The organism is Seonamhaeicola sp. NFXS20, assembly GCF_049132085.1.
Classification (GTDB): Bacteria; Bacteroidota; Bacteroidia; order Flavobacteriales; family Flavobacteriaceae; genus Seonamhaeicola.
Genome location: NZ_JAFMPU010000017.1, coordinates 17,763 through 32,471 on the forward strand (window position 1 = coordinate 17,763; position 14,709 = coordinate 32,471).

General features: G+C 31.2%; 14 protein-coding genes. 7 read left to right on the plus strand and 7 right to left on the minus strand.

All coding sequences use genetic code 11. The features are described from left to right. Window positions 1–117 precede the first annotated feature (117 nt). Complete coding sequence (locus tag J1D01_RS16780; protein WP_421151680.1) at window positions 118–1,302, plus strand: asparagine synthetase B; 1,185 nt, start codon at window positions 118–120, stop codon at window positions 1,300–1,302. A 3-nt stretch (window positions 1,303–1,305) separates the two neighbouring features. Here the strand turns inward: J1D01_RS16780 and J1D01_RS16785 are convergent, their stop codons facing one another. Next, on the minus strand, window positions 1,306–1,752 hold the full coding sequence (locus J1D01_RS16785; RefSeq protein WP_421151673.1) for a hypothetical protein: 447 nt from the start codon (window positions 1,750–1,752) through the stop codon (window positions 1,306–1,308). 125 nt (window positions 1,753–1,877) lie between these two features. Here J1D01_RS16785 and J1D01_RS16790 point away from each other — a divergent pair, with 125 nt between their 5' ends. Beyond that, window positions 1,878–2,300 carry a secondary thiamine-phosphate synthase enzyme YjbQ gene (locus tag J1D01_RS16790; protein WP_421151674.1) on the plus strand — a complete coding sequence of 141 codons (423 nt, stop codon included), beginning with the start codon at window positions 1,878–1,880 and terminating at the stop codon, window positions 2,298–2,300. On the opposite strand, the gene J1D01_RS16795 is transcribed toward J1D01_RS16790, so the two are convergent. The 5 genes from J1D01_RS16795 to thrS form a co-directional block, all read right to left on the minus strand. Further along, window positions 2,297–3,100, minus strand: coding sequence for an HAD family hydrolase (locus tag J1D01_RS16795; protein WP_421151675.1), 804 nt, complete (start codon window positions 3,098–3,100; stop codon window positions 2,297–2,299). The two genes, J1D01_RS16790 and J1D01_RS16795, sit on opposite strands and share 4 nt — an antisense overlap. A gap of 134 nt (window positions 3,101–3,234) precedes the next feature. Continuing rightward, window positions 3,235–3,579 (minus strand): 50S ribosomal protein L20, encoded by a 345-nt coding sequence (rplT, locus tag J1D01_RS16800; RefSeq protein WP_076697181.1) that lies wholly within the window; start codon window positions 3,577–3,579, stop codon window positions 3,235–3,237. A 97-nt stretch (window positions 3,580–3,676) separates the two neighbouring features. Further along, entirely contained in the window at window positions 3,677–3,874 is a 198-nt protein-coding gene (rpmI, locus tag J1D01_RS16805) for a 50S ribosomal protein L35 (RefSeq protein WP_019388182.1), read from the minus strand. Window positions 3,875–3,935: 61 nt separating this feature from the next. Then, the gene (gene infC, locus J1D01_RS16810; protein ID WP_372938691.1) at window positions 3,936–4,454 is read right to left on the minus strand and encodes a translation initiation factor IF-3; all 519 of its coding nucleotides are present in this window, start codon (window positions 4,452–4,454) and stop codon (window positions 3,936–3,938) included. Between the two features lie 68 nt (window positions 4,455–4,522). Continuing rightward, window positions 4,523–6,457: a threonine--tRNA ligase gene (gene thrS, locus J1D01_RS16815; protein ID WP_421151676.1), complete on the minus strand. Its 1,935-nt coding sequence runs from the start codon at window positions 6,455–6,457 to the stop codon at window positions 4,523–4,525. Window positions 6,458–6,879: 422 nt separating this feature from the next. Here thrS and J1D01_RS16820 point away from each other — a divergent pair, with 422 nt between their 5' ends. The 4 genes from J1D01_RS16820 to J1D01_RS16835 are packed head-to-tail and all read left to right on the plus strand — an operon-like array spanning window position 6,880 to window position 11,851. Then, on the plus strand, window positions 6,880–7,722 hold the full coding sequence (locus J1D01_RS16820; RefSeq protein ID WP_421151677.1) for a hypothetical protein: 843 nt from the start codon (window positions 6,880–6,882) through the stop codon (window positions 7,720–7,722). Between the two features lie 23 nt (window positions 7,723–7,745). Further along, a complete protein-coding gene (locus J1D01_RS16825) occupies window positions 7,746–9,461 on the plus strand; it encodes a purine-cytosine permease family protein (protein ID WP_421151678.1) in 1,716 nt (571 codons plus the stop codon). Between the two features lie 5 nt (window positions 9,462–9,466). Then, a complete protein-coding gene (locus tag J1D01_RS16830) occupies window positions 9,467–10,963 on the plus strand; it encodes a mannitol dehydrogenase family protein (RefSeq protein WP_421151679.1) in 1,497 nt (498 codons plus the stop codon). Further along, window positions 10,964–11,851 carry a carbohydrate kinase family protein gene (locus J1D01_RS16835; protein WP_372937884.1) on the plus strand — a complete coding sequence of 296 codons (888 nt, stop codon included), beginning with the start codon at window positions 10,964–10,966 and terminating at the stop codon, window positions 11,849–11,851. 101 nt (window positions 11,852–11,952) lie between these two features. Here J1D01_RS16835 and J1D01_RS16840 read toward each other — a convergent pair whose 3' ends face one another. Continuing rightward, window positions 11,953–13,416 carry a mannitol dehydrogenase family protein gene (locus tag J1D01_RS16840; protein WP_372937885.1) on the minus strand — a complete coding sequence of 488 codons (1,464 nt, stop codon included), beginning with the start codon at window positions 13,414–13,416 and terminating at the stop codon, window positions 11,953–11,955. Window positions 13,417–13,595: 179 nt separating this feature from the next. On the opposite strand from J1D01_RS16840, the gene J1D01_RS16845 reads away from it, so the two are divergent. Further along, window positions 13,596–14,324, plus strand: a complete 729-nt coding sequence (locus tag J1D01_RS16845; protein ID WP_372937886.1) for an NUDIX hydrolase — start codon at window positions 13,596–13,598, stop codon at window positions 14,322–14,324. Window positions 14,325–14,709: the final 385 nt, after the last annotated feature.

Below are 14,709 nucleotides of genomic sequence, written 5' to 3' on the forward strand. Positions count from 1 at the left end.
TAAGACTGTTTTTTAGATTAAATTTTAAGTATCTTTCGGTCTATGAAACGTACTATTGTGCTAATACTTTTTCTGTTTATTTCAGTCAATGCTTTTGCGTCATACATACTAATTCCTATGGATGCCGAAAGTCAAAAAAATCATTTAAAGGCTTATGGTATTACCTATTGGACTTTAAAGAAAGAACTTAAAGTAAAATGGTTACTAAATTATAGAGGCGGTTCTTTTTTATTACCAGATACCCAAGAAATTCAAAAAGAGTGTCAGATTAGAGGGGTTTCATTTGAAGTTATTTCAAATGCTATGGCAGAAAGTATTTTAGAAGAAATAAGTAGCCCAAGCAAAAATATGGAAGCTGTTGTTTTAGAGAAAGCACCTAAAATTGCAGTTTATACACCTAATGGTAAACAGCCTTGGGATGATGCCGTTACAATGGTTTTGCAATATGCAGAAATTCCGTATGAAACAGTGTATGATGAAGAAGTGCTAAATGACAACTTATTACTTTATGATTGGTTGCATTTGCATCATGAAGATTTTACAGGGCAATATGGTAAATTTTATGGCGCTTATAGAGCCGCATCGTGGTACATAAACGAAAAAAAATCTGCCGAAACTTTAGCAAAAAAGATGGGGTTTCATAAAGTGTCTCAATCTAAGTTGGCAGTTGCCTTAAAAATTCGTGATTATGTTGTAGGCGGTGGATTTATGTTTGCTATGTGTAGCGCTACAGATAGTTTTGATATAGCTCTATCTGCCGAAGGTGTTGATATTTGTGAGCCTATGTTTGATGGAGATGGAAGTGATGCTGGGTACCAAAACAAAATAGATTATAACAAAACTTTAGCTTTTAAAGATTTTACTTTAGAACGAAGCCCGTTAATTTATGAGTTTTCATCAATTGATATGACCAGAAAAAGGAATGTACCAAGAACTTCAGATTACTTTACCTTAATGGAATTTTCTGCAAAATGGGATCCTATTCCTACCATGCTGTGTCAAAATCATACAGCTTTAATAAAAGGGTTTATGGGGCAAACAACTTCTTTTACAAGAGATGAAATTAAGCCCAATGTGTTAATAATGGGTGAAACTAAAATTAATGGAGAAGCTAAATACATTCATGGCATAAAAGGAAAAGGATTCTTTACTTTTTATGGTGGTCATGACCCAGAAGATTATCAACATAAAGTAGGAGACTCTAAAACCGAATTAGATTTACATCCTACATCACCCGGATATAGGCTTATTTTAAATAATGTGCTTTTTCCTGCAGCTAGAAAAAAGAAACAAAAAACGTAATGATTATTCTACTTCAACAAGTACTCTTTGAAATTCATAAATGTAACCATCAGAAACCATTTCTGTAGATAATTCAGTAGCATTAATAGTTAAAAAATTGTTGGAAGAGCTAAAACTAAATTCGCCAAATTCATCACCATCAATACTTAAATAAAAGATGCCACCAAAATCAGTTTCAGAATAAGAATAAGTACCAGAATCTAAAGCATCTTCTTTAGTATCATCAGTATTGTTGTTAACAACGGTTAAGACATTGTTTTCAGTGTTAAAAGTCCAAACTACTGTGTTTAAATCAAATTCATCTGTTTCACCAGAAATACCACCATTAACTTCAATTAAATGCCATTCTGTTAAATAAGTTGTTTCTTCATAGGTAGTTTCATTGTCATCATTTAAATCGCAACTAGTTAAAAATATAAAACAAATAGAGATTATATAAAGTAGTTTCATTTTCATAATGTTTTATATTAAGATGGTATTTATAAAAAAAGGTTGCGTTATAAAACTTAATAATTAATATAATTATTTTAGTGAATATATTGTACAACTTAAAAATAGTGAAAGAAATTAATGTTATGAAATTTTTTCAAGAACAAATAAAATTAAAGCCTTACACAAGAGGTTTTCATCTTATCACTGATGATATATTAAAAGCTATTCCACAAATTAGCCAAATAAATATAGGACAATTACAGGTGTTTATAAAACACACTTCGGCTAGTTTAACCATAAATGAAAATGCAGATTATACTGTTAGAACAGATTTTGAAAGTCATTTTAACAAAATGGTTCCAGAAAATGCTCCTTACTATAAGCACACTTATGAAGGACCCGACGATATGCCTGCACATATTAAAGCCTCTTTATTAGGTGCTTCGGTTCAAATACCAATTACAAATGGTAAATTAAACTTAGGTATTTGGCAGGGTATTTACCTATGTGAGCATAGAGATTATGGAGGTTCAAGAAACTTAGTAATTACTGCTTTTGGTAATTAGTTTTTGGCATCTAAAAGTTTTGCTATAATGTGTTCTACACCTAAATCATTGTTGCTTTTAGTTTCGTAATTAGCAATTTGCTTAACATTGTCATGGGCATTTTTCATAGCAAAACTAAATTTAGCTAATCTTAGCATTTCTAAATCGTTATTATAATCGCCAAAAGCCATGGTTTCTTTTTCAGAAATATTAAAGGTTTCTTGTAATAGTTTTATAGCGTGTCCTTTGTTTGCTAAATGATCAGAAATATCTAACCAATTTTTCCCAGAAATTTTAATAGCATATTTATTTTCGAAAGACTTAACTAAAGGATAAATATACCTTTCGGAATCTTCGGAATGATAAAGTGCTATTTTCATGATTTCTTCATCAATATCTTCTATACTGTCTATAACTTTAAATTTAGGGTAGTATTCTGATAAAACAGATATGTAACCAAAAGAGTTGCTTTTAAAATAGCCCTTACTTTTTGTGCAAAATACAGGATGAATATGATTGTTGACGTCAATTATTTTTTCAATTTCAAATAAATTATCTCTATCTATTGGGGTAGAAAGAATTTGTTTGTTGTTTTGAATAACTAGCCCTCCGTTTTCTGCAACTACAATAATATTATTTTTAATAGGTTTTAATTTTTCTACAATACTGTAGTAAGGTCTTCCACTTGCAGCAACAAACAAAATATTGTGTTTTTTTAGGGCTTCAAATTGTTTTAAAAATAAATTACTTACTTGGTGATTAGAGTTTAGTAACGTACCATCCATATCACTAACTACTAATTTTACTTGAGATAAATCCATATAATTTTAATAATTGGCAAAATTAAGATTTTGTATAATTATTTGTGTTTAAAATGTATTAAATAAAAAAATCCAACTCTTAAGAGTTGGACTTTTATTAAGCGAAATATATGTTTTACAATAGGCTAAGCGCCTTATTTTACTTTATCAACTACAGCTTTAAAAGCTTCAGGGTTATTCATAGCTAAATCTGCTAAAACCTTACGGTTTAATTCAATGTTATTAGCTTTTAATTTCCCCATAAATTGAGAATAAGATAAACCATGTTCTCTGGCACCTGCATTAATACGGGTTATCCATAAAGCACGGAATGTTCTCTTTTTGTTTCTACGGTCTCTGTACGAATATTGCATCGCTCTATCAACCGCATTTTTGGCTACTGTCCAAACGTTTTTACGTCTTCCAAAGTAACCTTTTGCTTGTTTAATAATCTTTTTTCTTCTAGCTCTTTTAGCTACAGAATTTACTGATCTTGGCATAATTTTAATTTTTTTGTAGTAGGCGGTCAATTAAAACTGACACTTTTACTGAGCCTAACTCCAGGGTTTATAATTTATTTAACCAATTAAAACGTGGTTACTTTAAACGTAACATAGTTTTAATATTGTCTTCGTCTGCCTTATGTACTAATGTATCATGAGTCAGAGCAAGCTTACGCTTTTTAGATTTTTTTGTCAATATATGACTCTTAAATGCGTGCTTTCTTTTAATCTTACCAGTACCTGTTAACTTAAAACGTTTTTTGGCACTAGATTTTGTTTTCATTTTAGGCATTTTCTTTTCCTAGTTTTAATTTATTTCGCTTAATTATTTTTAATACTGAAAATACATTCAGTTATTTCTTATCTTTTTTAGGAGCAATAAACATTGTCATTCGCTTTCCTTCTAATTTTGGCATTTGTTCAACTTTACCAAATTCTTCTAAATCTTGAGCTAAACGTAATAACAAAATCTGTCCTTGCTCTTTAAATACAATAGAACGTCCTTTAAAGAATACAAATGCTTTTAGTTTTGCACCTTCTTTTAAAAACTTTTCAGCATGTTTCTTTTTAAACTGATAATCGTGGTCATCAGTTTGTGGTCCAAATCTAATTTCTTTAATAATAACTTTAGTAGCCTTAGCTTTTAAGGCTTTATCTCGTTTCTTTTGTTCATAAAGAAACTTTTTATAATCCATAACTTTACAAACTGGAGGGTCTGCGTTAGGAGATATTTCAACTAAATCTAAACCTTGCTCATTAGCTATTCTCATGGCATCACCTTTGGTGTATATACCAATTTCTACATTATCGCCAACAAGACGTAACTTTTGTGCTGTAATTTTAGAGTTGATTCTGTGTTTGTCCTCTTTAATAACTCTTTGAGGCTGTCTTCTTCTTCTAATTGCTATGGCTTACTACTTTTTAAATTAAACTTTTTTTATTAAAACGATTTTAACGTTTTATCAATTTCTTCTTTTATAATGTTTGAGAAAGATTCAATAGTCATCATTCCTAAATCTTTACCACCGTGTTTACGTACAGTAACCATGTTATCTTTCTCTTCTTGTTCCCCTATAATAAGCATATACGGGTGTTTTTGCATTTCGGATTCCCGAATTTTTTTCCCTATAGTCTCATTTCTATGGTCTACAAGGGCGCGAATTTCGTGATTTTCTAGCAAATTTAAAACTTTTTCGGAGTATTTTTCATATTTCTCGCTGAGTGACAATATAATACATTGTGTTGGCATGAGCCAAAGCGGGAAATTACCTCCTGTATGTTCTAGTAACAATGCTACAAAACGTTCCATACTTCCAAATGGTGCTCTGTGAATCATTACAGGACGGTGCAATTCATTATCACTTCCTTTATATGTAAGGTCAAAGCGTTCTGGTAAGTTATAATCTACCTGTATTGTTCCTAGTTGCCATTGTCTTCCTAAGGCATCTTTAACCATAAAATCTAATTTAGGACCATAAAAAGCAGCTTCTCCTTCTTCAATAACGTAATTTAAGCCTTTATCAGAAGCCGCATTAATAATGGCTTGTTCTGCTTTTTCCCAATTAGCTACATCACCTATATATTTGTCGGGGTTTTCAGGATCTCTTACAGAAACCTGAGCCGTAAAGTTTTCAAATCCTAAAGATCCAAATACATATAATACTAAATCAATTACATTTTTAAATTCTTCATCTAATTGATCTGGAGTACAAAATAAATGGGCATCATCTTGTGTAAAGCCTCTAACACGTGTTAAACCATGTAGTTCTCCACTTTGTTCGTATCTATAAACTGTACCAAATTCGGCATAACGTTTTGGTAAATCTTTATAACTCCATTGGAAGCTATTGAATATTTCACAATGGTGCGGACAGTTCATAGGTTTTAATAAAAATTCTTCGTCTTCCTTAGGGGTTTTTATGGGCTGAAAACTATCTTCTCCGTATTTTGCGTAATGCCCTGAAGTTACATATAATTCTTTCTGTCCTATGTGTGGTGAAACAACCATTTCATAACCAGCCTTTTTTTGAGCAGCTTTTAAAAAGTTTTCTAAACGTTCGCGTAGGGCAGCTCCTTTAGGTAACCATAAAGGTAAACCTTGTCCTACTCTTTGAGAAAAAGTAAATAATTCTAACTCTTTTCCAAGTTTTCTATGGTCGCGTTTTTTAGCTTCTTCAAGCATGTGTAAATACTCGGTAAGTTCTTTTTGCTTAGGAAAAGAAATACCGTAAACACGTGTTAACTGAGGTTTATTTTCATCACCACGCCAATAGGCTCCAGCAACACTTAAAATTTTTACCGCTTTTATAATGCCGGTATTAGGTATATGGCCTCCTCTACATAAATCTGTAAACGTAGAGTGGTCACAAAACGTTATAGTACCATCTTCTAAGTTTTCAATAAGTTCAGTTTTAAACTCATTATTTTTATATAAAGCTAAGGCTTCAGCTTTGGTGGCAGATCGCATTTTAAAATCGTGTTTACCACGTGCAATCTCTAACATTTTATTTTCAATGGTTTTAAAATCTTTTTCAGATACTGTATGCTCACCAAAATCTACATCATAATAAAATCCATTTTCAATAGCAGGACCAATAGTTAATTTAACCCCTGGATATAATTCTTCAATTGCTTGAGCTAATACGTGTGCCGAAGAGTGCCAGAAAGCTTGTTTTCCTGCATCGTCTCTCCAGGTATATAAAACCAATGACCCATCGGTGGTTAATGGGGTTGCTGTTTCAACGGTTGTACCATTAAAACTTGCCGAAATAACATTTCTAGCTAATCCTTCACTAATATTTTTAGCAACATCCATTGGTGTAACGTTTTCTTCAAACGCTTTTACACTACCGTCTGGTAAAGTAATATGTATCATCTAATTAAATTAAAATAGGCTGCAAAGATAATAGTATAAACAAATACACGCAATATATAATGGGTGTAATTTATTTTAACTGTGTTTCTATTTTTAAGGTTGTGTTTTGTGAGTATTTAATTAAGATTTTAATTCTTAACATAATTATATATACTACAAATTGAGTTATTTAACAATTTTTCATGGCTTTTTACATGTGGTTGGTTTATTAATGTTAAAATTTTATCAAACGTATTTTTTACGTTTTATAATTTTTTTTAAATAATCTTTATAAAAAACTGAGTATGATTGAAAAAAATATAAAAATAAAAGTAATAAATGAATTTTTTGAATTAAAATTTTAATTATCAAGTAATCTTATATACATTTGTTGTTATTAAACGTTGTTTTTACGTTTAATAGAACCAGCTAAGATAAGACAAATGAATTATAGGATTTTAAAAACAAAACAGGTTGTTGCTTCTAAGTCTAAACTCATATGGTTAATGTTGTTATATTTTGCTGCAATTATTGTTAATGGGCAAGATGAAAACAAAAATGATTACAAGGCTTTTACAGCTGATGCTCATCTTAAAAATATGCACCTATGGCATGGGTTTGTAGTGCATCCTGGGGCTATGGTAGCTACTAGTTTACAATATAATTCTAGAAACAAAAAATTTACTTTTGGTGTATGGGGTGGTGCAAGTTTTACAACAGTAGACGTTGTGAATAAAAACACAGGTGAAAATGTGGCAGCTCATTATCAAGAGTTTTCAATATATACGGCATATCGTTTATCAAATAAATTTTTTGTTGAGGCTGTTACTCATAATAACTATACTGGTGTTGAAGAACGTGGAGATGTGTTGCATTATTGGAGTTATGATAAAACACAAGGTTATAATTTTGTTGATATTAGCTTTGGGTATAATATTTCTTCAAAAATATTACTCTATTTGGCAACCATTGTAGGTGGTGGGGCTGGTGATTATGAGGTGCAAACGGATGGTTCTTTAAAAAATTCTTGGACTCATTATTTTGAAGTAAACAGTAAGGTTTGGGAAAAAGCAGATGCTAATTTGTTGCTATTTGCTGGGGGTGCATGGTCATTTATAACAGATAAGACATTTTATACTGAAGGTGCCGGAAACTTGATTAATGTTGGAGTTACTTTTAGTGATAAAATTAGAATTGGAAATCATAAGCTTCCTATTGGTGTAACAGCTATGTGGAATCCTGAGCAAGAAAAAACAGTATTACAATTAGATGTTACATTATTTTAAAAACTAAACTAAATAATTAAACTATGAACGCCACTAATAAATATTCTCAGTTTGAAAATATTGAAGAAGAACAGTTGCCAATAGCAAAACATAAACTGTATAATTGGACTCATTTTGCAGGTTTATATGCAGCAGAACATGTTGCTGCTACAGAATTTGTTATAGGAGCTACTTTTGTAGCGCTTGGTGCCACCACTAAAGATATTATTTTAGGTTTATTAATTGGAAACATTTTAGCTGTTTTAAGTTGGACCTTTATAACGTCTCCCATTGCTGTAGATACCCGATTAAGTTTATATACCTACTTAAATAAAATAGCAGGAGATTCTATGACAAATCTTTATAATTGGGCAAATGTTATCATTTTTACGGTAATATCAGCAGCAATGATTACTGTATCTTCTACAGCTGTACGTTTTGCTTTTAATATTCCTGCGCAACTTAATTGGTATCCTACAAATGTATGGTTTATATTAATTGTTTTGTGTGTAGGTGCTGTGGTGGTCTCTATTGCTATATATGGATTCAAAGCTGTGTCTAAATTCTCTGCTATTTGCGCACCTTGGTTATTTGTTATGTTCGTTTGTGGTGCATTCGTACTCTTGCCAGCACTTTCATTAGAGGTTTTAGGAGAAACATTACCAAAAGGATGGAGTGATTTTATAACTCTAGGAGATAAGTCTATTTGGACAGGAGTTAATAGTGAAGGAAAACCAGGTATTGGTTTAGTAGAGGTGATAGGTTTTGCATGGGCAGCAAATACTATTACGCATTTCGGGCTTATAGATATGGCTTTATTGCGTTTTGCAAAAAAGAAAGTGTACGGGTTATCTACTAGTACAGGAATGATGTTTGGGCATTACCTTGCTTGGATATCAGCTGGAATTATGGGGGCAGGGACAGCTGTAATCATTGGTAAGTCTATTGTTGAATTAGACCCCGGAGATGTTGCTTATTATGCTTTAGGTTGGTCTGGGTTTATCATCGTTATTGTTGCTGGTTGGACTACAGCAGTTGCTAATCTATACCGAGCAGGACTAGCAGCACAGGCTATTTTTTATAACAATTCAAGAAAAAAAACAACCATTATAGTTGGTTTAGTTACCGTAGTGGTGGCGTGTTTTCCTTTTGTATTTTCTCAAATTCTTCCATTATTAACCTTTGCAGGTTTAATAGTTGTGCCTGTTGGAGGAATTGTATTTGCAGAACATCAGATTTTCCCTAAAATTAACTATACGCGTTACTGGGCACGTTATCGCAAGTTGTCATTTAATACACCAGCTGTTGCATCATGGGCTTTAGGGCTTGTGTTTGGTTTTGGTTTAAATGCACTAAATGTAATGTCGTTTTTTTACTTATTTATTCCTACTTGGATTTTTACAATAGTGGTTTATACGCTATTGGCAGGACGTTATGGAGCAAAAAATAAATACCCTGAAGAAGAAGCAAAAGAAAACAAAAGAAATAAGGATATTGAAAAATTTCAAGAAGAAAAAGCAAAAGAGCATGTTGTACATTTAAAAGATAATACTTCTTTAACTAAAGTGTTGCGAGTAATTTCTATTCTGGTTTTAATTATTACTGTTGTATTAGCATCTACAGTGTTGTTTGGTAGTTCTAATGAAAGCGCGTACATAGAAAATAGGGAGGTATTTTATAAATATGCTTTTGTCTGTACTATTATCTACTTTATTACAACAATATGGGTACTTAAAAGAGGTGATTCTATACAAAATTAAATATTATGAAAAATTTAAAATTAAATAGTAAAAATCTTTCTGCTATCGCTGAAAGAGTTAAAGTGCCAACGTATGATAGATCTACTATTAAAACAGGTATTGTGCATGTTGGTATTGGTGGTTTTCATCGTGCGCATCAGGCTTATTATACCGATCAATTATTACACAATGAAAATATAAAAGATTGGGGAATTTGTGGGGTTGCATTATTAGATTTTGACACTAAAATTTATCAAACATTAAAGAATCAAGATGGGTTATATACTTTGGTTGTTAAAGAGTTAGATGGTACATTAACAAAGCAAGTTATTGGCTCTATAGTAGAATATTTGTTTGCGCCACAAAACCCAACGGCTGTTATAGAAAAAATGGCGAGTCCTGAAGTTAAAATAATAACTTTAACAATTACCGAAGGTGGTTATAATTATAATGAGGCTACTAAAGCTTTTGATTTTAGTAATCTATCAATTATACATGATCTAGAGTATCCTAAAACTCCAAAAACTATTTTTGGTTATTTAACACAAGCGCTTAAACTTAGGAAAAAATTAGGTTTAAAAGGTGTTACTATACAATCTTGTGATAATATACAAGGTAACGGAGATATGACAAAAAAAATGTTGCTAAGTTATATTAGAAAAGCAGAGCCAGAATTAGTGTCATGGGTTGAAACTAATGTGTCTTTTCCTAATGCTATGGTAGATCGTATAACGCCTGTAACTTCTGTTGAGGATATAACACATTTAAAAGAAACTTCTGGTATTGATGATGCGTGGCCTGTGGTATGTGAGTCGTTTAAACAATGGATAATTGAAGATGATTTTGTAGCAGGAAGACCGCCTTGGGAAAAAGTAGGAGTGCAGTTTGTTGAAGATGTTGAGCCTTTTGAAAAAATGAAGTTGCAATTGTTAAATGCAGGACATTCTGTGTTAGGTATATTAGGAGCCTTAATAGGGTATAACACTATTGATGAAGCAGCAAACAACAAAAGTATTAAAAACTTTCTTAAAATTTATATGAGGGATGAGGTGGCTCCCATTTTAAGAGATTTAAAAGGGGTAGATTTAGAAAGTTACGAAGCAACATTGCTAGAGCGCTTTGGAAATATTTATATAAAAGATCAAATTGAAAGAATTTGTTCTGAGAGTTCTGCTAAAATTCCAATTTTTATATTACCAACAGTGAAAGCGCAACTAAAAGAAAATGGAGCAATTACATATGCAGCTTTTGTAATTGCTGCATGGGCTATTTATAATTTAGGTAAAGATGAGTATCAAAATGACTTAAATATAAAAGATGCTATGGCTAATATTTTGCATGAGCAGGCTTTAAAAGCTAGAAATAACCCCGAAATATTTTTACAATTAGAAACAGTATTTGGTGGTCTTAGTGCATCTAATACGTTTGTAAAAGCATACACAAAGGCGTATGATAATATTGTGAAATATGGGGTTGAGAAATGTGTAAAGGAAATGAATAACAAAGTTTTAACTGAAATTTAGATGAGTAATATTCTTTGCTTTGGTGAAGTGTTGTGGGATGAATTTCCAACACATAAAAAAATAGGTGGTGCACCTTTAAATGTAGCGGTAAGGTTTCAGTCAATGCGCAATAATGTAGCTATTATTAGTAGGGTTGGAGATGATAGAAGTGGACGAAAATTGATAGAATTTTTGCAAGACCAAAATATAAATACATCTGCTATACAAATTGATTCAATTTATAAAACAGGGAATGTAAAAGTATTGCTAGACTCAAAAGGATGTGCCTCATATGAAATAGAGTACCCTTGTGCATGGGATAAAATAGAGCTTTCAGAAACAGCTATGGAGCTTGCTAAAACCTCAGATATATTTGTGTACGGAAGTTTAGCTTCAAGAGATAAAGTTTCAAAAAACACCTTAAAGGAATTATTGAAAATTGCAAAGTACAAGGTTTTTGATGTTAATTTAAGAGCGCCTCATTATTCGTTTAATGTTTTATTAGACTTGATGAATCATGCAGATTTTATAAAGTTTAATGATGATGAAATTCTTGAAATTGGAGATTTCTTAAATATACCAACTAATTCATTAGAACAAATCATCATTAGTATTGCAAGTCAAACTAAAGCAAAAAGTATCTGTGTAACAAGAGGAAAAAAAGGAGCAATTCTTTATGATGAAGGGGAGTTGTATTATAATAAAGGTTATAAAGTTAAGGTAATTGATACGGTTGGGGCTGGAGATTCTTTTTTGGCAACCTTAATAAGTAAATTAGCTAATAATAATGCGCCTCAAGAATCATTAGATTACGCTTGTGCGGTTGGGGCATTAGTAACTAGTAGTGAAGGTGCAAACCCTGTTATTAATGAGATGTCAATTAAAAATTTAACTGGTGTTCTAATGTAAATGTTTATTATAACTTAATTATTTTGATTAATAGCAATTTAAAAAAGTCTTACAATTTTAATGTAAGGCTTTTTTGTATTAAAATAGTGTTTATGGTTGCATCAAACTAATGAGTTGAGCTCTTGTACGCAATCCTTAACGTTTTTTCTTCTTAGTAAGGATAGTGATTCTAAATAATGGTTTCTAAAAATTTCATTTTCACTTAAGTTGCCAAAAACAGATGTTATTTCTAAAAATTTTGTTGGATTTTGGTGAGATAGTGCTGCGTTTCTAATTAAGGTTCCGCTTAAACTATCAATAATTTTATAGGGGTTGTTTTGGTCATCTATACCATCATTATATTTACACCATGCAGCAATTATAAAAGCGGCAATTTTTATTTGCTTTTCACCTTTTAGTTGATCTTTAATTGTGGGTAAGATAAACAATGGTATTTTAGCCGAACTTTCTTGACAAATCCTAGAAAGTTTATCATTTATATATGGGTTTTGAAATCTAGATATTATATTTTTTTTATAATCATTTATAGTTTTAATATCTTGCATTTCAAGAGTGGCTGTAACTTCTTTGTCCATGTAAGAATTCAGTAATGTGTTAAAATCATTATCAATAGAGGCTTCATGAACAGTTTTGTAGCCATGTAAGGTTCCTAAAATGCCTAAAATGGTATGACTTGCATTTAAAAGTCTTAGTTTCATGCGTTCAAAAGGCTTAATATCTTTTGTAAATTGAACACCTACTTTGTCCCAAGCTGGTTTTTCATCAAAAAAATTATCTTCAATAACCCACTGCGAAAAAGATTCGCATACCACAGGCCATTGGTCTTCAATTAAAAACTCGTTTTTTAAAGAGTATATGTCTCTTAATTCGGTAATTGGTGTAATCCTGTCAACCATCGTATTGGGAAAAGTAGTGTTTTTAGTAAGCCAAGGCAATAAGTCTGGATCAACCTTGCTAACATAATTAAAAAAAGATTGTTTAATAGTGTTTCCGTTTTCTTTAATGTTATCACAAGAAAGTATGGTGCATCCAGGTAGTCCTCTTAGTTTTCTAAGTTTAAATGCTTGGGTTAAATATCCAAAAACAGTATTAGGGCTTAAAGGGTTTTTTAAATCTTCATATACAGATGGGTGGTTTAAATCAAACTCACCAGTTATTTCGTTTAAATGATATCCATCTTCTGCTATGGTTAGCGATATAATTTTTATATCAGGACTCGCCATTTTTTCTATAACAGCCATGGGGTTTTCAGGCCCAAAAAAGTATTCTACAATAGAACCTATAACTTTAGCTTTATGAACACCATTTATTTCCTTTATGTAAAGAGTGTAAAGACCATCTTGATCTTTTAAAATATTGTAAATTTTGCGACTAGTATCCAACAAATCTACACCACATATACCATAATTTAGTTCATTAAATCTTTCAATAAGTTCGTGCGTATAAAACGCTTGAAGTGAACGATGAAAATTACTAACCCCAATATGTAGAATGCTAGTTTTAATATTATCTCTGTTAAATAATGGCTTTAAAACATTTGGAGGCAATTGTTTTAAATTTTCCATATTAAGATAAAATGATTTCGACATATAACTATATTAATTAAAAGTGGTTTAAAAAAATTAAATCTTACAAAACGCTTAATAACCCAACTAAACTAATAGAAAAAAGTATCCTCTTTGAGTTGATATTACTGCAATAATGATTATTTTCGTAAAAACGTAAAATTAACGTTTTATTTCATATGGATTTTAGAAAAATTGATAATTTATCAGTAGATTGTGTAATTTTTGCCCTAAAAGGAAACTTTTTAAATGTTCTGTTAAGAAAACGTTCATTAAATATGTATACTCAGGGCTTACCAGTTATAGATGATTGGGTGCTACCAGGGCATTATGTACTTAAAAGTAACAATTTAGGTCAGTCAGCAAATAGAGTGTTTAAAGAATTGATAGGAGAAGATAATCTTAACAAAATCCAATTCAGAACTTATGGCAACCCTAATAGGTTGAAATCCGATAAAGATTTATTATGGATAAGAAGTCGTGGCGCACAAGTAAGAACTGTAACAGTAGCATATTATTTAAACATACAGGCAAATAAAATAAAACTAAATAAAGAAGATACCTTAAAATGGTTTAAAATTAAAAACTTGCCAGAAATAGGCTTTGATCACCATAGGCTAATCAATGATGCATACCAAGATTTAAAAACCAAAATAATAACACAACCAATAGTGTTTGATTTTCTTCCAGTCAAGTTCACTCTAAATGAATTGCAAGTGGTGTACCAAGCAGTTTTAGAAATAGAACTAGATAATCGCAATTTCAGAAAAAAAGCAATAAGCAAACCATATATAGTACCATTAGATGAAAAGAAAAAAGGAGCATCAAAAAAACCAGCAAAACTATATATGTTTAGCGCAGATATTTATAATCAAGTAGCAAAAACAGATAGTATCATTAATATATAAGGTAATACATTTAGTAATATTTTAAAGAAGGGCGTTACCCAAAGGGGCGGGCTATCCGTTCCAAGTCCTCGCTCGTACCTCGCTGTGGGCTATCCACTACTATCCCTAACGCACTAGAAAATTCAATTATAAATTGAAAAGTTTAAGAAAAAAATCGTATATTTAACGTTCCCATTTTATTTTTTCGAGTTTAAATCTTATATCGCACTCATTTTTTTCATACGTAAGTAATGGTAAATAAGCGAGTTAAGTATTAGGCTAAAAAAAACCATAAAAAAAGATTAAAAAAGTCATTGCAAAAAGGAAAATAGGTAGTATGTTTGCACCCGCAAAACGAGGAAACAAATCTAAGTTAAGCGGATGTTCAGAATACGTAATGAGTTTT

Coding starts and splice junctions, on each gene's coding strand:
- J1D01_RS16825 (WP_421151678.1), top strand. CDS start 7,746: ATGAACGCCACTAATAAATATTCTCAGTTTGAAAATATTGAAGAAGAA.
- thrS (WP_421151676.1), bottom strand. CDS start 6,457: ATGATACATATTACTTTACCAGACGGTAGTGTAAAAGCGTTTGAAGAA.
- J1D01_RS16785 (WP_421151673.1), bottom strand. CDS start 1,752: ATGAAACTACTTTATATAATCTCTATTTGTTTTATATTTTTAACTAGT.
- J1D01_RS16835 (WP_372937884.1), top strand. CDS start 10,964: ATGAGTAATATTCTTTGCTTTGGTGAAGTGTTGTGGGATGAATTTCCA.
- J1D01_RS16780 (WP_421151680.1), top strand. CDS start 118: ATGGATGCCGAAAGTCAAAAAAATCATTTAAAGGCTTATGGTATTACC.
- rplT (WP_076697181.1), bottom strand. CDS start 3,579: ATGCCAAGATCAGTAAATTCTGTAGCTAAAAGAGCTAGAAGAAAAAAG.
- J1D01_RS16840 (WP_372937885.1), bottom strand. CDS start 13,416: ATGGAAAATTTAAAACAATTGCCTCCAAATGTTTTAAAGCCATTATTT.
- J1D01_RS16845 (WP_372937886.1), top strand. CDS start 13,596: ATGGATTTTAGAAAAATTGATAATTTATCAGTAGATTGTGTAATTTTT.
- J1D01_RS16795 (WP_421151675.1), bottom strand. CDS start 3,100: ATGGATTTATCTCAAGTAAAATTAGTAGTTAGTGATATGGATGGTACG.
- J1D01_RS16830 (WP_421151679.1), top strand. CDS start 9,467: ATGAAAAATTTAAAATTAAATAGTAAAAATCTTTCTGCTATCGCTGAA.
- J1D01_RS16820 (WP_421151677.1), top strand. CDS start 6,880: ATGAATTATAGGATTTTAAAAACAAAACAGGTTGTTGCTTCTAAGTCT.
- rpmI (WP_019388182.1), bottom strand. CDS start 3,874: ATGCCTAAAATGAAAACAAAATCTAGTGCCAAAAAACGTTTTAAGTTA.
- J1D01_RS16790 (WP_421151674.1), top strand. CDS start 1,878: ATGAAATTTTTTCAAGAACAAATAAAATTAAAGCCTTACACAAGAGGT.